At 61.3% G+C, this 19,076-nt stretch carries 19 protein-coding genes; 10 read left to right on the top strand and 9 right to left on the bottom strand.

The features are described from left to right. Positions 1 to 109: 109 nt before the first annotated feature. Positions 110 to 1,615: a CoA-acylating methylmalonate-semialdehyde dehydrogenase gene (locus EXZ61_RS21530; protein WP_142813964.1), complete on the bottom strand. Its 1,506-nt coding sequence runs from the start codon at positions 1,613 to 1,615 to the stop codon at positions 110 to 112. Positions 1,616 to 1,712: 97 nt separating this feature from the next. After that, positions 1,713 to 3,062: an omega-aminotransferase AptA gene (gene aptA / locus EXZ61_RS21525; protein ID WP_142813963.1), complete on the bottom strand. Its 1,350-nt coding sequence runs from the start codon at positions 3,060 to 3,062 to the stop codon at positions 1,713 to 1,715. A gap of 92 nt (positions 3,063 to 3,154) precedes the next feature. Here aptA and EXZ61_RS21520 point away from each other — a divergent pair, with 92 nt between their 5' ends. Beyond that, on the top strand, positions 3,155 to 4,117 hold the full coding sequence (locus tag EXZ61_RS21520; protein ID WP_142813962.1) for a LysR family transcriptional regulator: 963 nt from the start codon (positions 3,155 to 3,157) through the stop codon (positions 4,115 to 4,117). Between the two features lie 76 nt (positions 4,118 to 4,193). Here the strand turns inward: EXZ61_RS21520 and EXZ61_RS21515 are convergent, their stop codons facing one another. Further along, positions 4,194 to 5,624: an MFS transporter gene (locus tag EXZ61_RS21515; protein ID WP_237219032.1), complete on the bottom strand. Its 1,431-nt coding sequence runs from the start codon at positions 5,622 to 5,624 to the stop codon at positions 4,194 to 4,196. A 94-nt stretch (positions 5,625 to 5,718) separates the two neighbouring features. Here EXZ61_RS21515 and EXZ61_RS21510 point away from each other — a divergent pair, with 94 nt between their 5' ends. Together EXZ61_RS21510 and EXZ61_RS21505 are read left to right on the top strand one after the other, a co-directional pair. Continuing rightward, complete coding sequence (locus EXZ61_RS21510) at positions 5,719 to 6,579, top strand: AraC family transcriptional regulator (RefSeq protein WP_142813961.1); 861 nt, start codon at positions 5,719 to 5,721, stop codon at positions 6,577 to 6,579. After that, entirely contained in the window at positions 6,576 to 7,136 is a 561-nt protein-coding gene (locus EXZ61_RS21505; RefSeq protein ID WP_142813960.1) for an HD domain-containing protein, read from the top strand. The genes EXZ61_RS21510 and EXZ61_RS21505 overlap by 4 nt, the downstream gene beginning before the upstream one ends. 69 nt (positions 7,137 to 7,205) lie before the next feature. Here EXZ61_RS21505 and fusA read toward each other — a convergent pair whose 3' ends face one another. Beyond that, positions 7,206 to 9,305: an elongation factor G gene (fusA, locus tag EXZ61_RS21500; RefSeq protein WP_142813959.1), complete on the bottom strand. Its 2,100-nt coding sequence runs from the start codon at positions 9,303 to 9,305 to the stop codon at positions 7,206 to 7,208. A 176-nt stretch (positions 9,306 to 9,481) separates the two neighbouring features. Between fusA and ybgC the strand changes: the two genes are divergently transcribed. Next, positions 9,482 to 9,937: a tol-pal system-associated acyl-CoA thioesterase gene (ybgC, locus tag EXZ61_RS21495; RefSeq protein ID WP_142813958.1), complete on the top strand. Its 456-nt coding sequence runs from the start codon at positions 9,482 to 9,484 to the stop codon at positions 9,935 to 9,937. Between the two features lie 965 nt (positions 9,938 to 10,902). Here the strand turns inward: ybgC and EXZ61_RS21490 are convergent. After that, a complete protein-coding gene (locus EXZ61_RS21490; RefSeq protein ID WP_142813957.1) occupies positions 10,903 to 12,354 on the bottom strand; it encodes an aminotransferase-like domain-containing protein in 1,452 nt (483 codons plus the stop codon). Between the two features lie 125 nt (positions 12,355 to 12,479). Between EXZ61_RS21490 and EXZ61_RS21485 the strand changes: the two genes are divergently transcribed. Then, positions 12,480 to 13,697 (top strand): benzoate/H(+) symporter BenE family transporter, encoded by a 1,218-nt coding sequence (locus EXZ61_RS21485; RefSeq protein ID WP_142813956.1) that lies wholly within the window; start codon positions 12,480 to 12,482, stop codon positions 13,695 to 13,697. 57 nt (positions 13,698 to 13,754) lie between these two features. Here the strand turns inward: EXZ61_RS21485 and EXZ61_RS22455 are convergent, their stop codons facing one another. Continuing rightward, entirely contained in the window at positions 13,755 to 13,883 is a 129-nt protein-coding gene (locus EXZ61_RS22455; RefSeq protein WP_281063815.1) for a hypothetical protein, read from the bottom strand. Positions 13,884 to 13,963: 80 nt separating this feature from the next. Here EXZ61_RS22455 and EXZ61_RS21480 point away from each other — a divergent pair, with 80 nt between their 5' ends. Together EXZ61_RS21480 and EXZ61_RS21475 are read left to right on the top strand one after the other, a co-directional pair. Next, a complete protein-coding gene (locus EXZ61_RS21480) occupies positions 13,964 to 15,403 on the top strand; it encodes an aldehyde dehydrogenase family protein (RefSeq protein ID WP_142813955.1) in 1,440 nt (479 codons plus the stop codon). Between the two features lie 85 nt (positions 15,404 to 15,488). Then, positions 15,489 to 15,908 (top strand): SRPBCC family protein, encoded by a 420-nt coding sequence (locus EXZ61_RS21475; RefSeq protein ID WP_142813954.1) that lies wholly within the window; start codon positions 15,489 to 15,491, stop codon positions 15,906 to 15,908. A gap of 76 nt (positions 15,909 to 15,984) precedes the next feature. Here the strand turns inward: EXZ61_RS21475 and EXZ61_RS21470 are convergent, their stop codons facing one another. Beyond that, positions 15,985 to 16,701: a cytochrome c biogenesis CcdA family protein gene (locus EXZ61_RS21470; protein ID WP_142813953.1), complete on the bottom strand. Its 717-nt coding sequence runs from the start codon at positions 16,699 to 16,701 to the stop codon at positions 15,985 to 15,987. Positions 16,702 to 16,727: 26 nt separating this feature from the next. Then, on the bottom strand, positions 16,728 to 17,153 hold the full coding sequence (locus EXZ61_RS21465; protein WP_168224859.1) for a thioredoxin family protein: 426 nt from the start codon (positions 17,151 to 17,153) through the stop codon (positions 16,728 to 16,730). A gap of 256 nt (positions 17,154 to 17,409) precedes the next feature. On the opposite strand from EXZ61_RS21465, the gene EXZ61_RS21460 reads away from it, so the two are divergent. From EXZ61_RS21460 to EXZ61_RS21450, 3 genes are read left to right on the top strand one after another with little or no spacing between them, the layout of a single operon-like run. Further along, complete coding sequence (locus tag EXZ61_RS21460; RefSeq protein ID WP_142813951.1) at positions 17,410 to 17,622, top strand: YgaP family membrane protein; 213 nt, start codon at positions 17,410 to 17,412, stop codon at positions 17,620 to 17,622. 2 nt (positions 17,623 to 17,624) lie between these two features. After that, positions 17,625 to 18,194, top strand: a complete 570-nt coding sequence (locus tag EXZ61_RS21455; protein WP_142813950.1) for an RNA polymerase sigma factor — start codon at positions 17,625 to 17,627, stop codon at positions 18,192 to 18,194. A gap of 1 nt (position 18,195) precedes the next feature. After that, positions 18,196 to 18,408, top strand: a complete 213-nt coding sequence (locus EXZ61_RS21450; RefSeq protein ID WP_142813949.1) for a hypothetical protein — start codon at positions 18,196 to 18,198, stop codon at positions 18,406 to 18,408. A gap of 36 nt (positions 18,409 to 18,444) precedes the next feature. Here EXZ61_RS21450 and pssA read toward each other — a convergent pair whose 3' ends face one another. Continuing rightward, complete coding sequence (gene pssA, locus EXZ61_RS21445; RefSeq protein WP_237219031.1) at positions 18,445 to 19,062, bottom strand: CDP-diacylglycerol--serine O-phosphatidyltransferase; 618 nt, start codon at positions 19,060 to 19,062, stop codon at positions 18,445 to 18,447. Positions 19,063 to 19,076 lie beyond the last annotated feature (14 nt).

Genomic DNA, 19,076 nt, shown 5'->3' with positions numbered 1-19,076 from the left:
CATTGTTGGGCGGCTCAAAGCGGCTTGGGTGTTAGCCGGTTACTACATGTTCAGATACAAAAAAGCCGGGCTAAAGGCCCGGCTTGGATGGCGACCAAACAGCGTCGGCTTACTTGGTACTCGGAAAGCTAAACACCGCCCCTTCGCGCACACCAGCACTCGGCCAGCGTTGGGTGATGGTCTTGCGCTTGGTGTAGAAGCGCACGGCGTCGGGGCCGTAGGCGTGTAGGTCGCCGAACAGGCTGCGCTTCCAGCCGCCAAAAGAGTGGTAGGCCACGGGCACGGGCAAGGGCACGTTCACACCCACCATGCCAACCAAGATGTTGTCGGTGAAGTAGCGGGCGGCTTCTCCGTCGCGGGTGAAGATGCAGGTGCCGTTGCCGTATTCGTGGGCGTCGATCATGTCCATGGCCTCTTGCAAGGTTTTGACGCGCACCACGCCCAGGACGGGGCCGAAGATCTCTTCTTGGTAGATCACCATGCCGGGTTTGACGTTGTCAAACAGGCAGGGGCCGAGGTAGTAGCCTTCTTCATGGCCGGCCACTTTCAGGCCACGGCCGTCTACCACCAAGGTGGCGCCTTCTTTTACGCCCTGGTCCACATAGCCCTTGACCTTTTCAAAATGCGGCTTGGTGACCAGCGGGCCCATGTCCATGCCGGGGGCGGTGCCGGGGCCGACCTTCATCTTGGCGATCTCGGCCTTCAGGCCTTCAATCACCGCGTCGGCGGTGGCATCACCCACGGCCACCACCAGCGGAATGGCCATGCAGCGCTCGCCGCAGGAGCCATAGGCCGCGCCCATGAGCGCACTCACGGCGTTGGCTACATCGGCGTCGGGCATGACCACCGCGTGGTTCTTGGCGCCGCCCAAAGCCTGCACGCGCTTGCCGTGCTTGCAGCCTTCGGCGTAGATGTACTCAGCAATCGGGGTAGAGCCCACAAAGCTCACGGCCTTGACGCGCGGGTCGGTGAGCAGCGTGTCCACGGCTTCCTTGTCGCCGTTGACCACGTTGAGCACGCCGGGTGGCAGGCCGGCTTCGAGCGCCAGTTCGGCCACACGCAGGGTGGAGCTGGGGTCGCGCTCCGACGGTTTCAGGATGAAGGTGTTGCCGCAGGCCACAGCCATGGGCCACATCCACAGCGGCACCATGGCCGGGAAGTTGAAGGGGGTGATGCCGGCGGTGACGCCCAGCGCCTGGAACTCGGACCAGCTGTCGATGGCGGGGCCCACGTTTTTGCTGTGCTCGCCTTTGAGCAGCTCAGGCGCATAAGACGCGTACTCCACGTTTTCAATGCCGCGTTGCAGTTCGCCCAAGGCATCAGAGAGCACCTTGCCGTGTTCGGCGGTGATCAGGGCGCAGAGTTCGTCAGCGTGCTTTTCCAGCAAGACTTTGAGGTTGCCCATCACGCGGGCGCGTTTGAGCGGAGGCGTGTTGCGCCAGGCCGGGAAGGCAGCTTGCGCGTTGGCAATGGCTTCTTCTACCGTGGCTTTGGGGGCCAGCAGCACGCGCTTCTCGGCTTTGCCGGTGGCGGGGTTGAAGACGTCTTGCGCGCGTTCGCCGGTGGTGATGATCTTGCCGCCGATGAGGTGGCCGACTGTAGGGAGTTGAGACATGGGTTGTTTAAGTGCCAAATGGGCTGCTTGCGCCCATGGAATAAGCGCAAGCAGCTATAAAAAGAGGAGTGAATCAGAATTGCCGCGTGGCAGGGTGTCAGGCCGTTTGGTTGAAGGTTTCGCCCAAGGCGTTGACCAAGCTGTCGATCTGCGCGGGGGTCGAGATAAATGGCGGTGCCAGCTGGATGGTGTCACCGCCGTAGCGCACGTAGAAGCCTTTTTGCAGCATGGCCATGGCGATTTCGTAGGGGCGGCGCGCGGGTTCGCCGGGCACTGCGTCAATGGTGAAGCCTGCTGCCAGCCCGTAGTTGCGGATGTCGGTCACATGCTTGCTGCCTTTGAGGCTGTGCACGGCGTTTTCAAAGTAGGGCGCCAAGGCCTTGACTTTGTCGACCATGTTTTCGCGCTGCAAGATGTCCAGCGTGGCAAGACCCACGGCGCAGGCCATGGGGTGTGCGGAGTAGGTGTAGCCGTGGGCAAACTCCAGCATGTAGTTGGGGCCGCCTTGCGCCATGAAGGTGTCGTAAATGTCCTTCTTGGCCAGCACAGCGCCCAAGGGTTGGGCACCGTTGGTGATTTGCTTGGCCACGTTCATGATGTCCGGGGTCACGCCAAAGGCCTCAGCACCTGTCCAAGCGCCCATGCGGCCAAAGCCGGTGATCACTTCGTCAAATATCAGCAAGATGTTGTTGGCAGTGCAGATGTCGCGCAGGCGTTGCAAGTAGCCCTTGGGCGGGATGATCACGCCGGCTGAGCCTGACATGGGTTCCACAATCACGGCGGCGATGTTGCTGGCGTCGTGCAGGGCAATCAGGCGCAGCAAGTCGTCGGCCAAGTCAGCACCTTTGTCGGCCATGCCGCGTGTGAAGGCATTGCTGGCCAGCATGGTGTGGGGCAAGTGGTCGGCCTGAATGCCTTGGCCAAACATCTTGCGGTTGGCCACCAAACCGCCTACCGAAATGCCACCAAAGTTCACGCCGTGGTAGCCTTTTTCGCGGCCAATCAGCAAGGTCTTGCTGGCTTGGCCTTTGGCGCGCCAGTAAGCGCGTGCCATTTTCAAAGAGGTGTCGGCAGACTCCGAACCCGAGCCGGTGAAGAACACATAGTCCAGCCCAGCAGGGGTGAGTTCCTTGAGCTTGTTGGCCAGCTCGAACGACAAGGGGTGGCCAAACTGAAACGCCGGGGAGTAGTCCAAGGTGGCCATCTGGCGGGTGACCGCATCCACCAACTCTTGGCGGCCGTGGCCTAAGCCGCTGCACCACAGGCCTGATAGACCGTCAAAGATTTGCTTGCCGTGTTGGTCGGTGTAGTAGCAGCCTTTGGCGCCCACCATGATGCGCGGGTTGGCTTTGAAGTCGCGGTTGCCGGTGTAGGGCATCCAATGGGCATCCAGCCAAGCGGCGTCGGTGCGGGGGGCGGCCAAGGGGGCTGCGTCATTCATGTTCATGGGGTGGCTCCAGTAATGGTGGTTTTCGCAGCATTGTTATGCCATCTGTTACTCTTATAAATGTTTATGTATCAATATTTGGTTGCTAGTTTATGCAAGTAAAAAGCCGAGCCGCCTTAGGCCAGTTGAGCGATATGGACATACGCCTCTTGCGCGTGTTCAAAAGCGTGGTGGAGTGCGGCGGCATGGCGGCGGCGGAGCTGGAGCTCAATATCGGCACCTCTACGGTGAGCCGCCATGTCAAAGACTTGGAGACCCGCTTGGGCTTGACCTTGTGCCGCCGTGGGCGTGCTGGGTTTTCACTGACCACCGAGGGCGAGCAGATTTACCGCGAGACCTTGCGTTTGCTCGCCGGGGCCGATGCCTTTCGTGCCAGTGTGGACGAGATCCACCGCCGCATGGGGGGCGAGTTGCATATTGCCGTGTTTGACAAAACCGCCAGCAACCCAGCCGCGCATATTGGCGACGCCATTGCCAAGTTTGCGGCACTGGCACCGGATGTGGGTTTGCACCTGCATGTGGCGCCCATCAACACCATTGAGCGCGGCGTGATCGACGGGCAGTTCCAAGTGGGCGTCATCCCGGGCCACCGCAGCTCGGAAACGCTGATTTACGAGCCCTTGTTTGACGAGACCATGCTGCTGTACTGCGGTGCCCAGCACGCGCTGTTTGGTGCAAAAGCCAAAGCCAAGGCTGCGGCCATGGGCTGGGACGACCTGCGCGCCCACCATTTCGCGGGGCTGGGCTACCACTCGCCCAATATGGACTTGAGCCAACAAGTGCGCCTGCCACGCAAAGCCACGGGCTACGACCAAGAGTCCATTGCTACGCTGATTTTGTCGGGCCAGTACCTGGGTTTTTTGCCCGACCATTACGCAGAAGCTTTTGTGCGCACAGGGCAAATGCGGGCCTTGAACCCAGCCGTGTTGAACTACGCCTGCAGCTTCTTCGGCATTGTGCGGCGCTCGCCCCAGGCATCGCGGGTGACACGGGCGTTTTTGTCGTGCTTGGCAGAGGCCCATGCCGCTGAGCAAGCCAAGCAAAACGGGTGCTAGCGCCCATGTAATATGCGCAGACAGCTATGTTTGTTGTAGCTGTCTGCGCTTTTTCTATGCGGGGTCCGGGCCTATTTCAATCAGCTTTCTGCGGGGTGTGTAGCAGCAAAGACAACAAGCCAGCTAGCGCGACAAAGCCCGCCGTGGCCCCAAACGCGGCTTGAAAGCCTTGTAGTTGCGCAAGAAGTTCTGTTTGCAAGGGGCTGTGTGCGGTCACACTGTGGGCCAGGGTCGACAAGATAGCGACGCCAAATGCTGCGCCCAGTTGTCTGGCGGTGTTGAACAGGCCGGAGGCCAGGCCCGCGTCTTTGGCGGGTACGCCATCTATCGCCGTGTGGGTCACGGTCATGACCATCAATCCCAGCCCCAAGCCCATGAGCACCATGGGGCCCAAGATGTCCGCCACGAAACCAGGTGCCAGTGGCAACACCGCCATCCAGCTGGCACCCGCCGCGCAGATCAAGCCGCCGTACAGGGGCAAGCGCTTCACACCACGGTCCATCCAGATGCGTGACATCACAGCCGCCGCCGCAAAGGTCACACCCAGGGGCAAGATCGCCAGGCCCGCGTCCAGCGCGCTATAGCCCACCACGCCCTGCAGCACCACTGAGCTTAAAAACGTGGTGGCGGTCATGGCAACGCCCATGCACATCACCAGCACATTGCCCACCCGCACGTTGTGCACTTTGAAGATGTCCATGCGCACCAAGGGCTGCGCTGCGCGCATTTCCACGCCCACAAACCAGTTCAGCAGCACCGCCGCCGCCAGCAAGCAGCCCAACACGGTGGCAGAGGTCCACCCTAGGTGCGCAGCCTGCGAAATTGCAAACAGCAAGGTGCCCATGCCCAGTGTGATGCCCACCGCGCCGGGCAAGTCCAGGCTGGGTTTGGGGCTGCGAATGGCGGCAGGCGCCAGGCTCAAAGCAATGCCGGCCATGAGCGCCACGCCAACGGGCACGTTCACATACATCACCCATCGCCAACCGGCTTGGCTGGTCAGCCAGCCGCCTAGCACCACACCCATGGCGGAGCCAATCGAGCTGGTGGCTGCCCACCAAGAAATAGCTTGCGCCCGTTGGCGCCCGCCGGGGTACACCGCGACGATGACCGCCAAGGTCGACGTGGCCAGAGCCGATGCGCCCAAACCCTGCACCGCCCGCGCTAGCAAGAGCGCGGCGCCGCTTGTAGCGATGCCGCCGCCTAAGCTGGCCAAAGTAAACACGGCCAGACCCGTTTGCAACACGGCTTTACGACCGAACAAGTCGCTGGCTCTGGCGGCCAACAACATGAAGCCGCCCAGGGCGAGCAGGTAGGCATCTATCACCCATTGCGTGGCCACGGCAGACAAATGCAGGTCGGCGCGCATGGCCGGAAGCGCCACATTCACAATGGCGCCGTCCATCACCACCATAAAGGAGGCAATGCAGGCGATGGCCACGGCCACCCACGGCGCAACGTGGGGATAAATTAAAGACGGCGCGCTGTGCGCCACAGTGGTAGAACTCACGAAATCACTCCTGTTGTTTGAACACAATGCAGTGTTGATCCGCACTGGAAAAATGAGATAACGTTGTTTGGACAAAAAATACTGAAAACAGGTCATGGCGCACGCACATCCCACTTCGTCTGAGCCTCCCTACACCCCGGCAGAAGCCCAGTTGGTGGAGGACAGCGAGCGCGCCGACGGTCCAGCCGTGATTGCCTTCGTGGGCGACCACGAGCCCGACAGCGACTTCCCCTTGGACAACCGCGAGCACGACTGGCACAGCCATGTGCGCGGGCAGCTGTTTTGTGTGGAAAGCGGCTTGGTGCATGTGCGCAGCGCCCATGGTTCGTGGATGTTGCCGCCCCACCGCGCAGGGTGGATTCCGCCTGGCGTGCCGCATTGGGTCAGCATTACAGGGGTGCTTAGCGGCTGGGGCGTGCTCATAGCCCCGCATGCCAGCCAAGTGCTGCCCACCACGCCCTGTGTGATCGGTGTGAGCGAGCTCTTGCGTGCACTGGTGCAGCGCTGCGTGATGTGGGCGGGCACCGAGCACTTGAGCCCGGAGCAAGACCGCATGACGGCGGTGCTATTGGATGAGCTGCGCAACACGCCGCACCAGCCCTTGCATTTACCCATGCCCACAGATAGGCGCTTGCTGCGCGTTGCCAACGCCGTGCTCAAAAACCCAGGCGATGCCCGCACCTTAGAGCAGTGGGCGCAATGGGCAGGCATGTCGCCCCGCACTTTGAGCCGCTTGTGTGTGACGCAAACGGGCAGCAGCTTTGCCCAGTGGCGCCAGCAAGCCGGCCTCACCCATGCGCTGGAATTGCTCGCCCAAGGCCGCAGCGTGGCTGACGTGGCCGATGCCTTGGGCTACGCAAGCCCCAGCAACTTCATTGCGATGTTTCGTCGCAGCTTTGGCGAATCACCCGGTCGCTTTTTTGCCCAAACACCCACCCGCCGTACACCACCATGACCCCAAACGATCTTCAAAACCGACTGGCGTTTTTGCGCGAGGCCGAGCAACTCAAAGACGTGCTGCGCAACGCCTACACCGCGCAGGGGCGCCAAGAAAGCACGCCGGAACACACTTGGCGTCTGTGCCTCATGGCCATGGTGTTTCAAGATGCGCTGCCCACGCTTGATTTCCAAAAGGTCTTGAAGATGTGCGTGCTGCACGACTTGGGTGAGGCCATTAACGGCGACGTGCCCGCGCCTCTGCAGGCCAGCATGCCCGACAAGTCAGCCCGCGAGCGCCAAGACTTGCAGCACCTCATGCGCGCCTTGCCCACACAACTGCAAGCCGAATTCTTGGCGCTGTGGGATGACTACGAAAACGCCACCAGCCCCGAAGCCCAAGCTGTGAAAGCCTTGGACAAACTAGAAACCATACTCCAGCACAACCAAGGCGCTAACCCCGCCGACTTTGACTACGCCTTCAACCTCGAATACGGCAAAAAGCACACCGCCACATCGCCCCTGTTTGCCCAAATTCGAGCGCTGTTGGACCAGGAGACAAAGGCGAAGTGCTAGCCCCCATGCAAAAAGCCCACACGCATGAAGCGTGTGGGCTTTTAGGAGCTGCTTAGCGGCAGTTTTTGCTTACTTCGAACGCGCCGCCATGATGGCTTCGGACACGTTGCGTGGGGCTTCGGCGTAGTGCTTGAATTCCATGGTGTAGGTGGCACGACCTTGGGACATCGAACGCAAGGTGGTGGAGTAGCCAAACATCTCTGACAAGGGCACTTCGGCCTTGATGGCTTTGCCGCCGCCCACCATGTCGTCCATGCCTTGCACCATGCCGCGGCGGGAGGACAGGTCGCCCATCACGTTGCCGGCGTAGTCTTCGGGCGTTTCCACTTCAACCGCCATCATGGGCTCCAGAATCACCGGGTTCGCTTTGCGGCAGCCTTCTTTGAAACCAAAGATTGCGGCCATCTTGAACGCCAGCTCGTTGGAGTCCACATCGTGGTACGAGCCAAAGTGCAGCGTGACCTTCACGTCCACCACCGGGTAGCCCGCCATCACGCCTTGGGTCACGGCTTCGTTGATGCCTTTTTCTACCGCAGGGATGAACTCGCGCGGCACCACGCCACCCTTGATGGCGTCAACAAATTCCACGCCTTTGCCCGCTTCATTGGGTTCAATTTTCAGCACCACATGGCCGTACTGGCCCTTACCGCCAGACTGGCGCACGAATTTGCCTTCAGCGTCTTCCACCGTTTTGCGTATGGTTTCGCGGTAAGCCACTTGGGGCTTGCCCACATTGGCTTCCACGCCAAACTCGCGCTTCATGCGGTCCACGATGATTTCCAAATGCAGCTCACCCATTCCGGCGATCAGTGTTTGGCCTGACTCTTCGTCGGTCTTCACGCGGAACGACGGGTCCTCTTGCGCCAAGCGCTGCAGGGCAATGCCCATTTTTTCTTGGTCGGCCTTGGTCTTGGGCTCTACCGCTTGGGTGATCACGGGCTCGGGGAAGACCATGCGCTCCAGCATCACGATGGCACCTGGATCGCACAAGGTTTCGCCCGTGGTCACGTCTTTGAGGCCCACGCAAGCGGCAATGTCGCCCGCGCGGATTTCAGACACCTCTTCGCGGTTGTTGGCATGCATTTGCACGATGCGGCCAATGCGCTCCTTTTTGCCGCGAATGGGGTTGTACACCGTGTCGCCCTTGAGCAAAACGCCGGAGTACACGCGCACAAAGGTCAGCTGGCCCACAAAGGGGTCGGTCATCAGTTTGAAAGCCAAGGCGGAGAACTTTTCGCTGTCGTCTGCTTGGCGCACCACGGGGTGGTCGTCCTCATCCACACCGCTCACGGGCGGAATGTCGGTGGGTGCGGGCATGTATTCAATGACCGCGTCCAGCATGGCTTGCACGCCTTTGTTCTTAAACGCTGAGCCACACAACATGGGCTGGATTTCACCCGCCAGCGTGCGTTTGCGGATTGCGGCCTTGATTTCTTCTTCGGTGAGCGCTTCGCCCTCCAGGTATTTGTTCATCAGCTCTTCCGACGCTTCGGCGGCGGCTTCGACCAGCTTTTCGCGGTACTCGGCGCACACATCGGCCAGGTCGGCGGGAATGTCACCGTAGACAAAGGTCACGCCCTTGTCTTCGTCCCAAATAATGGACTTCATCTTGACCAAGTCCACAATGCCTTGGAACTTGTCTTCCGCGCCAATCGGGATTTGAATGGCCACGGGGTTGGCCTTGAGGCGCAAGATCATCATCTCGCGCACGCGCAAAAAGTCGGCCCCGGTGCGGTCCATTTTGTTCACAAAGGCCAGGCGTGGCACCTTGTATTTATTGGCTTGACGCCACACGGTTTCCGACTGCGGCTGCACGCCGCCCACAGCGTCGTACACCATGACTGCACCGTCCAGCACGCGCATGGAGCGCTCCACTTCAATCGTGAAGTCCACGTGGCCGGGGGTGTCAATGATGTTGATGCGGTGCTCAGGGAAGTTGCCCGCCATGCCTTTCCAAAAGCAGGTGGTGGCGGCTGAGGTGATGGTGATGCCGCGCTCTTGCTCTTGCTCCATCCAGTCCATGGTGGCCGCGCCGTCATGCACCTCACCAATTTTGTGGTTCACCCCGGTGTAAAAAAGAATGCGCTCGGTCGTGGTCGTTTTGCCCGCGTCAATGTGGGCCGAAATACCGATGTTGCGGTAGCGTTCGATGGGGGTATGGCGTGCCATGGTGAATCCTTGGTGGGTAAACTGCACACAGAGATGAGGACGACGCGCGCCATCTCAAGGGTGCAGCTGGTGGTGCGCGAAGCATCCTATCCTACGCTTGTTACAAAAATATGTGGGCTTAGCGGACAATTGCTCACGACTTCTTGTGCCCCCATTTGCTCCTGCATTTCACCTCCATGCGCCCTCTATCACCTACCCCCCAAGACCCTGTGTCAACGCCCCTCACCGGTGCCGCGGGCTACGCCATGCCCGTTCGTGTGTACTGGGAAGACACCGACGCCGGCGGCGTGGTGTTCTATGCCAATTACCTGAAGTTTTTTGAACGCGCCCGCACCGAGTGGCTGCGCGCGCTGGGGGTGGAGCAGCAAGTCCTGCGCGATGCCACAGGGGCGATTTTTGTGGTGGCTGATGTCACGCTGCGCTACTTGGCCGCCGCGCGCTTGGACGACTTGCTCACCGTCAGCGTGCGCATGGTGGAGCGTGGCCAGGCCTCCATGCTGCTGGAGCAACAGGCGCTGCGGGGCGACACCGTGTTGGTGAGCGGCCAAGTTCGGGTTGGCTGTGTGCATGCCGACACCCTCAAGCCCAGGCGCATGCCCGCCCAGGTGCTGAGCGCGCTGGAGCGTCCATGATGGGTGTACACATCCCCGCTGGCTTGGTTGATTAACACCCACTCCCCCAGCCCCTCGCCCCGTCGGCGAGGGGAGTCCTGAACTGCCGATTGGATGGTTTTCCCCGGCAACAGGGCTACCCAAGCACCGTAGCCAACAGGGGTGGTGCACCACGGCCAGTGCATGCGGTTGTAGGGCCTCGGATGGGTGTGTACGCCCCCACTGGCGCGCTTCGCCGCCAGCGTTGGCAGGCCAAAGTGCATGAATTTGCAACGGTTTGCACTCGCTGTTGAAGAGTTGGCTTACTGGCTTGATCGTTTAACACCCACTCCCCCAACCCCTCGCCCCGTCGGCGAGGGGAGTCCTGAACTGCCGATTGGATGGTTTTTCTCCGGCAACAGGGCTACCAAAGCACCGTAGCCAACAGGGGTGGTCCACCACGGCCAGTGCATGCGGTTGTAGGGCCTCGGATGGGTGTGCACGCCCCCACTGGCGCGCTTCGCCGCCAGCGTTGGCAGGCCAAAGTGCATGAATTTGCAACGGTTTGCACTCGCTGTTGAAGAGTTGGCTTACTGGCTTGATCGTTTAACACCCACTCCCCCAACCCCTCGCCCCGTCGGCGAGGGGAGTCCTGAACTGCCGATTGGATGGTTTTTCTCCGGCAACAGGGCTACCAAAGCACCGTAGCCAACAGGGGTGGTCCACCACGGCCAGTGCATGCGGTTGTAGGGCCTCGGATGGGTGTGCACGCCCCCACTGGCGCGCTTCGCCGCCAGCGTTGGCAAGCCTAGGTGCATGAAATATCTACAACCGCATCGCATGCGCCGTGGCAAACCACAACGTCGGCAGCGCCACCCCTGTAGACGCGCGTCCGGCGACCAAAACCCAAATTGGCAGTTCAAGACTCCCCTCGCCGACGGGGCGAGGGGTTGGGGGAGTGGGTGTTCAAAAGGAGTGGGTGTTCAAAAACCAAGCGCCCCAGCCACCTACGCCAGCCCGTGGGCCAAGGCGCCTAGGCGTTGCAGGCTGTTGTCTACCGCGTCGCTCCAGGGGTAACCGGCGTTCAGGCGCAGGCAGTGTTGGTAGCGGTCGGTGGTGGAGAACATCAGGCCCGGCGCTATGCCTATGGACTCTTGCAGGGCCAGGTCAAACAGGGTGCGGGCATTGCGACCATCGGGCAGTTGCACCCAGAGCAGATGGCCGCCTTGGGGCATGTCGCACTGGGTGCCCGGTGGGAAGTGCTGGCGCACGGCTTGCACCATGCGGTGGGTTTGGCTCAGGTACGTCTGGCGCAGGCGGCGCAGGTAGCGTTCATAGCCGCCGGTTTGCAGGAAGGCGGCAATGGCGGCCTGCGGCAGCTCGGGCGTGGCAATGGAGCTGGTGAACTTGAGCATCTCGACCTTGGTGCGCCAGCGTCCGGCGGCCAGCCAGCCGATGCGCATGCCTGGTGCCAGCGTCTTGGTGGCCGAGCCACACAGCATGACGGTGCCTGCGTCACCCGCTGCATCCCAGGCCTTGGCGCAGCGCGGGCGGCGGTCTAGCGCGTGGTAGTGCAGGTCGCCAAACACATCGTCTTCAATCAACGCGATGTTGCGCTCGGCCATGAGCGCCACCAAGCGCGCCTTGTGGGCGTCTGGCATGAGGCTGCCCAAGGGGTTTTGAAAATTGGGCGTGACCACCACCGCCTGCACCGCACCCGGCGTGCTGGTGGCAAGTTCAAGCGCGTCCAAGTCCAGCCCGGTCACGGCATCGGTAGGCAGCTCCAAAGCGCGCAGTTGCAGGCTTTCCAAAATTTGCAGCAGCCCAAAGTAAGTGGGCGACTCCACCACCACCGTGTCGCCGGGCTGGGTGCAGGCGCGCAGTGCCAGGTTCAGCGCCTCGGTGCTGCCGTGGGTGATGAGCAGCTCGTGGGGGCGCAGCTCGCAGCCAGCGGCCAGCGCGCGGCGGGCCAGCTCACTTTGCAGCGCAGGCCAGCCCGTGCCAGTGCCGTACTGGGTGAGCAGCTCGGGGTGCTGGCGGCTGATGCGCGTCATGAGCCGCTGTAACACCGGCGTGGGGTAGACCGAGGGCGGGCCGGTGGCAATGTCCAGCCGCAAGCGGCCATGCGCGCGCGCCAAATAGGTGATGTGGGTGATGTCGTGGTTGCGGCCCACGTACTGGGCGGTAGGCAAGGGCGCGGCGAGCGCGTGGAGCTTGGCGATGGTGGCCGGCCGTGCCGGTGGTGCCACAAAGTAGCCCGACTTGGGTTTGGCCACCACCAGCCCTAACGCCTCTAAGTGGCGGTACACATGCAAGGCAGTGACCAAGCTCACGCTGTGCTGCTGCGCCAACTGGCGTACCGAGGGCAACCGCGCGCCCACGGCCAAGGCACCGCTGGCCATGGCGTCTTGCAGGCGTTGGGCCAAGCTTTGGTACAGAGGGCGCGGTGGGGTGGACATGGAGCGGTCGGGGTTGAAAAGGCAAATCGGCCAACTGTTATACCTAACAAAAGGTATTTGTGTATCTGTTAAACCTGCCGCGCATTTTCTACCATGCAGGGCTTGTGACTACCCAGGACCTCTGCATGACCTCCACCGTACCCATCCCCTCTGACACCCCGCCACCCCAGACCAGCGTGTGGGCCGATATGTCGCTCTCAGCCGTAGTCGCGGGCCTGATTGCGGTGGCGGTGTCCTACGCCGGGCCGCTGGTGCTGGCGTTTCAGGTGGCCGACAGCGCGCATTGGTCGCCCGCCATCGTGTCGTCGTGGGTGTGGGCCATTTCTACCGGGGCGGGTGTGACGGCGCTGGCCTTGAGTTGGTACTACCGCGCGCCAGTGATCACGGCCTGGTCTACGCCAGGCGCGGCCATGTTGGTTGGCGCTTTGGCGGGCGTGCCGTTTGAGCAAGCGGTGGGGGCTTACATCGTCAGCGCGCTGGTGGTGCTGCTGTTTGGTGTGACTGGCTGGTTTGGCCGGGTGATGGAGCTGTTACCTAAGTCCATTGCGGGGGCCATGTTGGCGGGCATTTTGTTGCGCTTTGGCACTGAAGCCTTTGCCTCGGTGGGGCGCGTGCCGCTCTTGGCGGGCAGCATGTGTGCCGCGTGGCTGGTGCTGCGCCGCTGGTCGCCGCGCTACGCCATTCCAGGTGTGCTGGCGCTGGGCGTGTTGGTGGCTTGGGCGCAGGGCGATTTGTCGCACGCGCAGGTCAGCTTGCAATGGGCCCAACCCGTGTGGACCACGCCGGTGTTCACCTGGTCAGCCGCGCTGGGCGTGGGCCTGCCGCTGGCGGCGGTCACGCTGACCGGGCAGTTTGTGCCGGGCGTGGCGGTCATGCGGGCTGCGGGCTACACCACGCCCGCCAACCCGCTGGTCACCAGCAATGGCTTGGTGTCTTTGGTGCTGGCACCGTTTGGGGCGCACGCCGTCAACTTAGCCGCCATCACCGCTGCCATTTGCACCGGCCCTGAGGCGCACCACAACCCGGCCAAACGCTACATCGCAGGCATGGCGTGCGGGTTCTTCTACCTGCTGATTGGCGCCTTTGGCGGCACCTTGGTGGCCTTGTTCACCGCCTTGCCCAAAGCACTGGTGGCCTGTGTAGCGGGGCTGGCTTTGTTTGGAGCCATCTTGAACGGCTTGTCCACCGCCATGGCGGATGAGAAGGAGCGCGACAGTGCCTTGCTGACCTTCTTGGTCACCGCCTCTGGCGTCACACTCTTGGGGCTGGGCGCGGCATTCTGGGGGCTGGTTGCCGGGGTGGCGATGACGGTGTACGGCCGCCGCAAGGCTGTGCACGCCTAAGGTTTGCTACGGTTTATATAGCTGCTTGCGCAGTATCTACGGCGCAGACCGCCTGTTTTACTCAAAACTCTCTCTGGCCGAGGCAACAAAGCGCTGCCAGACTGTGGGCGCAAAGGCCAAGCATCCTCGGCCCACGGGTGGGGGCTTGTCGCCCGCAGGACTTGGCGTTTGGCGCAATGTGCTCATACTTTGCGGCTGTACCGCGCGGCCTGATCAAGGTAGCGCCGCGCTACAGTGGCAAACACACACAACAACGAGGAGACTCCATGGCCATCATTTCCCCCGCAGCGGCGGCTGACCCCGCGCGCATGCAAGCGGTTTTTGAACGGCAGGCTGCTACGGCCTTGCGTTTGCGCGGCTCTAGCGCCCAAGAGCGCATTGCCAAGATCCGCAAGCTGCGCGATGCCGTCATTGCCAACACCCAAGCTTGGTATGACGCCGCCTATGCGGACTTCAAAAAGCCGCAGGGCGAGGTGGACTTGGCAGAAATTTTGCCCGTGTGCGTGGAAGCGAATGACGCCATCCGCAACCTCAAAAAATGGATGAAGCCCAAGCGCGTGTGGCCCACCATGCTCACCATGGGCATGCGCAGCTATGTGCAATACACGCCGCGCGGGCGCTGCCTGATCATTGGGCCGTTCAACTACCCGGTCAACCTCACCTTGGGGCCTTTGGTGTCAGCCATCGCTGCGGGCAATACCGCCATCGTCAAGCCGTCGGAGTTGACGCCCCATCTTTCCGCCTTGATCTGCAAGGTCGTGCGCGAGGTGTTCACCGAAGACGAGGTGGCCATTTTTGAAGGCGAGGCCGATGTGTCGCAGGCCCTGCTGGCACTGCCGTTTGACCACATCTTCTTCACCGGCAGCCCGATGATTGGCAAGTACGTCATGGGCGCAGCTGCCAAGCACCTGAGCAGCGTCACGCTGGAGCTGGGCGGCAAGAGCCCCACCATCATTGACGAGACGGCTGACCTGCAGCTAGCTGCTACCAACGTCATGTGGGCCAAATTTGCCAATTCCGGCCAGACCTGCATTGCGCCGGACTATGTGTATGTGCATGCATCGGTCAAAGACGCCTGGGTGGAACACTGCCGCGCGCAACTCCAAAAAGCCTATGGCACCAGCTTGGCCGAGCAACAAGCCAGCCCGCACCTGGCCCACATTGTTAATGCCCGCCACACCAGCCGTGTGAAGGGCTTGTTGGACGATGCCAGCGCCCACGGCGCACGCGCGCTCATTGGTGGCGGCACCAACGAGGCCGACTGCTTTATCCAGCCCACCTTGCTGGACCAAGTGGGGCCCAAGGCACGCATCTTGGAAGAAGAGATTTTTGGCCCTGTGTTGCCCATCATCAGCTACCAAGACATCAACGAGGTGATCGGCAACATCAACGCCGGGCAAAAGCCGCTGGCCTTGTATGTGTACAGCCGCAACAATGCCACCATTGACAAGGTGCTCACCCACACCGTGTCGGGCGGTGCCTGTGTGAACCATGCGCTCATGCAGTTCTTGCACGGCAACCTGCCGTTTGGCGGCATCAACAACTCCGGCATTGGCAACGCACACGGCCACTACGGATTCAAGGCCTTCAGCCACGAGCGTGGCGTGGTGCGTACCCAGTTCTCGTTTGTGGCCACGCTGTTTGCCGCTGGCGAGGTGCCTGGGTTGGTGCGCAAAGCCATGAAGTCGGCGTTTAAGTTCTTGTAGCCCGACTGCTGCTCCAGCCTACTGACACTACGTTGTCAGTAGGGGGTTTTTAGACTTCTCGTCATACCAACCCAAGGAGCTATCCATGTTTTTCCGCGAATTCAAAACTACCACCACGGCTTCCCGCGCTACCGTCTGGGCCCTGTGGTCTGACGTCAACCGTTGGTCCACCTGGAACCCCGGAGTCGAGCAAGCGACCCTGGTCGGCCCCTTTGCCGTTGGCAACAGCTTCAGCATGACGCCCAGCGGTCAGGACGCACTCACCACCCGGTTGACCCATGTGGAAGAAGGCTTAGCGTTTACCGACGAGACCGTGCTGGGCGACATCAGTGTCACAGTGGAGCACCGCATCGTGCCCCAAGACCCAGGCCTCTTGTCCATCGTCTACAGCGCCCGCGTCACCGGCCCTGGTGCCGAGCACATAGGCGCAGCCATTACCAGCGACTTTGATGAGGTGCTGGATGCGTTGGTGAAGTTGGCGGAGCGCGAGGTCGCCACAGCCTGACGCTTGCCAGTCCCCTGCAGCTGTTGCATGGGGCTGGTGATGTCGATGGAGGACAAGCCCGTGATGCGGGCAGCCCTTAGTAGCGTGTTGTCAGGTCAATGAGCCACATCGGCATATGGCTGGTTAGCACGGATTCAAGCCCCTTGTCCCCGCCGGTAAGCACCAAGCCACCGACCAGCAGCAGTCCCACGCCCATCATTTGCTTGCCGCGCTGTCCCACAGCGGCCATGGTTTTGCGTTTGTCGCCGATGGCAGCGCGTGAGCCGTAGGCCAGCAGACCCATGGGAACGGCAGCCCCCACTCCAAACGCGAACATGGTGACCAAGGCTTGTCCGGCCGAATGCCCGCCAGCGGCCATGGTGACTGCTGCTCCCAAGGTGGGGCCCACACACGGCGACCACACCAAGCCCAGCATGACGCCGAGCAAGCCTTGGCCCAGCACACTGTCGCCCCGAAACCCCGCAAGCTTGTTGTTGGCGCCGTCGGTCAAAGGCGCTACCAAGCGCACAAAGCCGCGTTGCATGGCGGGCACCAAAAACGTAGCGCCAAACAGCAGCATGAGCACGGCACTGGCCATGCGTACATGGCTGGTGTCTAGGCCTAAGCTGGTGCCAAACAAGGCCAGTAGCGTGCCGACCACGGTGTACGACAGCGCCACCCCCGCAAGTAAGGCAGCTGGCCCCAGCCGTGCGGTTTGCAGCGCGCTGGACATGAGGATGGGCACGATGGGCAGCACGCAAGGTGACAAGGTAGACAAAGCGCCTGCAATGAAGCTAAAGAACAAGGTAATCATGGTGCTGTGCCTACGCGCAGAGCCAATTACAGGGCCTTGCGGATGAACTGGCGAATTTGCTCTTTGTCGGTAATGCCGGTGACACGGTCAATCTCAAGCGGACCTTTGGCAGCAATCAAGGTGGACTGCATCTTGACGCCGAGTTGTTCCACCAAAGCTTTGTCGGCATCAAAGTCGATCTTGAACACCACCACGTCTTTGAACTCGGGCTCTTTCATCAGCTGTTCAATAACGGGGTTTTGCTTGGCACAGTAAGGGCACCATGTGGCGTGCACATGCATGATGATGGGCTTCTTGGCCGTGGCGGCGACTTTGTAAGCCTCCATATTGGCGGGAACGATCTCGCCAGCAGTGGCGGCACCTGCAGCAAGCCCAGCAAACATCACGGAAGCGGTCAGCGCCAAGACGTTGAAAGCACGGCGGGTGGTTGAAGTGGCAGTAGTGAATGACATCGTGTGTAAATCCGTAAACGAGTTGAAAAGGCACTTGCTTCGCTCTCTATGAACTAAGACAAGGTGGGTTTGGGAGCGCCTGGGCAATTGCCACGCGCTCTCCATGACCTAGAGGCGGCAGCTGCGCAAAAGGGTTCGCGCCAGGCAAACTTTTTGCGAACCAAGTTTTTTTTGCAGTTTTTTCGAGATGTGTGAATCCATTGCTTGATTTGCCGCCTCTAGGTAAGCGTCATCAACTTGAAAGCAGGAATTCACCATGTTCTTTTTAAAGCGTAATCTCCCCACGTGGGAGCGTGCTACCCGTGTTTTGGCTGGCGCAGCCATCGTCGCGGCGGTTGCCAGTGGCCTCACCCCGGCGGGTGTGGTGATGTGGGTAGCATTGGCCAGTGCAGCCACTTTGGTGCTGACGGCATTCGTCGGCTTTTGTCCCGCATGTGCCATGGTGGGGCGTCGTTACCTGGACCAATAACTATGCGAGCCCAAGCGCACCTGATAGAAGCGGCCCGGCAGGGCGACTCGGGGGCTATCTCCGAGCTGCTGACCGTTTGCCAGCCTGACCTCAAACGCTTTGCCCGGCGCACATGCTCTACCACCGAAGACGCAGAGGACGCAGTGCAAATCGCGCTGTGGCAGCTGTACCGTAAGGTGGGTCTTTTGCGCTGCGCTGCGACGTTTACTACCTGGATCTTTCGCATCGTAGAGCGCGAGTGCTACCGCCTGTATCGCACGGCGCGAGGCACCGAGCCCTTGGACGAGGTGCTGGAGCACGACCTTCCCCAGGCAGCCCTTGTGCCCACTGACCTGAGGCTGGACCTAGCCCGTGCCATGGAGCGCCTCACTCCGCCCTACCGAGAGGTGCTCTTGTTGCGCGATGTGCACGAGCTCACCGCACCTGAAGTTGCGGCCCAATTGGGCCTGAGCCTAGAGGCTGTAAAAAGCCGTTTGCATCGAGCCCGCACCCAAGTGCGCGAGCAGCTCTTGGCCAGTGGCTACTGGCTCAAAGACGGGGCGCCTGAGCCTCTACACAATGTGAAGGATTGATATGTATTGCAGCTCTTCCATCACCGTGCACCTCCTGCGTGGCGCCGCCGCCCTGGCCCTGCTGGTGTTTGCCTTGTTTTTCAACCCTTACGGCATGGTGCTGTCAGGAGTGGCGCTGGTTGGTGCTGTGGTCTTGCTGCGCGGCTGCCCGATGTGCTGGATGATGGGGCTGGTGGAGACCATGCGAAAGGGCAAGGGCCCGGCGTCTACATAAAGAAGCGCTGGGCGGCCACTTCAATCGCGGCCATCCTCAAATCTTAGGAATCCGAATCCGGCTGATCATCAGTGAGCCGGAGACGGCGAACATCAGCACCAAGGGATGGAGCTGGAAGCCGGCGATGTGGACTACGCCAAACCACATGTTGTCGCCGATGGCGTTCGCAGCGGTGGCCCAGGCCAGCACGCCGACCAGCACCAGCGAGGTGGGGATGGGTGTGCCTTCAAAGTACTTCACCTTGTCGCTGCCTTGGGACAGTTCTTCGGCGGTGATGTTGTAGCGCGCCAAGCGTGAGACGCCGCAGGCCACAAAAAACACCAGCACGATGCGGTCATACAAGCCCTGCATGCCGCAGCCGTAGGCAATGACGGCGGGCGCCACACCAAACGAGATGATGTCGGCCAAAGAGTCCAACTCGCGCCCCAGCGCCGAGCTTTGGTTGCGCCAGCGGGCAATGCGCCCGTCCAGCACATCAAACAAGAGCGCAAAGGGGATCAGGCCACACGCAAACCACAGGTGCATCACCTCTTTGGTTTGCAAATAGCTCATCACCGAGAACAGCGCACCCACGCCGCAAAACGCGTTGCACAGGGTGAACCAGTCCGCAAGATGGAACTCGCGGATCATCGAAAAAGGCTTTTGGCGTGGCATGGTGTGGTGCTCTT

The sequence above is a fragment of the Rhodoferax aquaticus genome (assembly GCF_006974105.1).
GTDB classification, from domain to species: domain Bacteria; phylum Pseudomonadota; class Gammaproteobacteria; order Burkholderiales; family Burkholderiaceae_C; genus Allorhodoferax; species Allorhodoferax aquaticus_A.
Note: the sequence above shows the minus strand (reverse complement) of the source record. Positions and strands in the feature narration are given on the sequence as shown.

Bases quoted from the DNA above. Each gene is read 5' to 3' on its own strand.
- EXZ61_RS21530 (WP_142813964.1), bottom strand. From the start codon at position 1,615: ATGTCTCAACTCCCTACAGTCGGCCACCTCATCGGCGGCAAGATCATC.
- aptA (WP_142813963.1), bottom strand. From the start codon at position 3,062: ATGAACATGAATGACGCAGCCCCCTTGGCCGCCCCCCGCACCGACGCC.
- EXZ61_RS21520 (WP_142813962.1), top strand. From the start codon at position 3,155: ATGCAAGTAAAAAGCCGAGCCGCCTTAGGCCAGTTGAGCGATATGGAC.
- EXZ61_RS21510 (WP_142813961.1), top strand. From the start codon at position 5,719: ATGGCGCACGCACATCCCACTTCGTCTGAGCCTCCCTACACCCCGGCA.
- EXZ61_RS21505 (WP_142813960.1), top strand. From the start codon at position 6,576: ATGACCCCAAACGATCTTCAAAACCGACTGGCGTTTTTGCGCGAGGCC.
- fusA (WP_142813959.1), bottom strand. From the start codon at position 9,305: ATGGCACGCCATACCCCCATCGAACGCTACCGCAACATCGGTATTTCG.
- ybgC (WP_142813958.1), top strand. From the start codon at position 9,482: ATGCGCCCTCTATCACCTACCCCCCAAGACCCTGTGTCAACGCCCCTC.
- EXZ61_RS21490 (WP_142813957.1), bottom strand. From the start codon at position 12,354: ATGTCCACCCCACCGCGCCCTCTGTACCAAAGCTTGGCCCAACGCCTG.
- EXZ61_RS21485 (WP_142813956.1), top strand. From the start codon at position 12,480: ATGACCTCCACCGTACCCATCCCCTCTGACACCCCGCCACCCCAGACC.
- EXZ61_RS22455 (WP_281063815.1), bottom strand. From the start codon at position 13,883: ATGAGCACATTGCGCCAAACGCCAAGTCCTGCGGGCGACAAGCCCCCA.
- EXZ61_RS21480 (WP_142813955.1), top strand. From the start codon at position 13,964: ATGGCCATCATTTCCCCCGCAGCGGCGGCTGACCCCGCGCGCATGCAA.
- EXZ61_RS21475 (WP_142813954.1), top strand. From the start codon at position 15,489: ATGTTTTTCCGCGAATTCAAAACTACCACCACGGCTTCCCGCGCTACC.
- EXZ61_RS21470 (WP_142813953.1), bottom strand. From the start codon at position 16,701: ATGATTACCTTGTTCTTTAGCTTCATTGCAGGCGCTTTGTCTACCTTG.
- EXZ61_RS21465 (WP_168224859.1), bottom strand. From the start codon at position 17,153: ATGTCATTCACTACTGCCACTTCAACCACCCGCCGTGCTTTCAACGTC.
- EXZ61_RS21460 (WP_142813951.1), top strand. From the start codon at position 17,410: ATGTTCTTTTTAAAGCGTAATCTCCCCACGTGGGAGCGTGCTACCCGT.
- EXZ61_RS21455 (WP_142813950.1), top strand. From the start codon at position 17,625: ATGCGAGCCCAAGCGCACCTGATAGAAGCGGCCCGGCAGGGCGACTCG.
- EXZ61_RS21450 (WP_142813949.1), top strand. From the start codon at position 18,196: ATGTATTGCAGCTCTTCCATCACCGTGCACCTCCTGCGTGGCGCCGCC.
- pssA (WP_237219031.1), bottom strand. From the start codon at position 19,062: ATGCCACGCCAAAAGCCTTTTTCGATGATCCGCGAGTTCCATCTTGCG.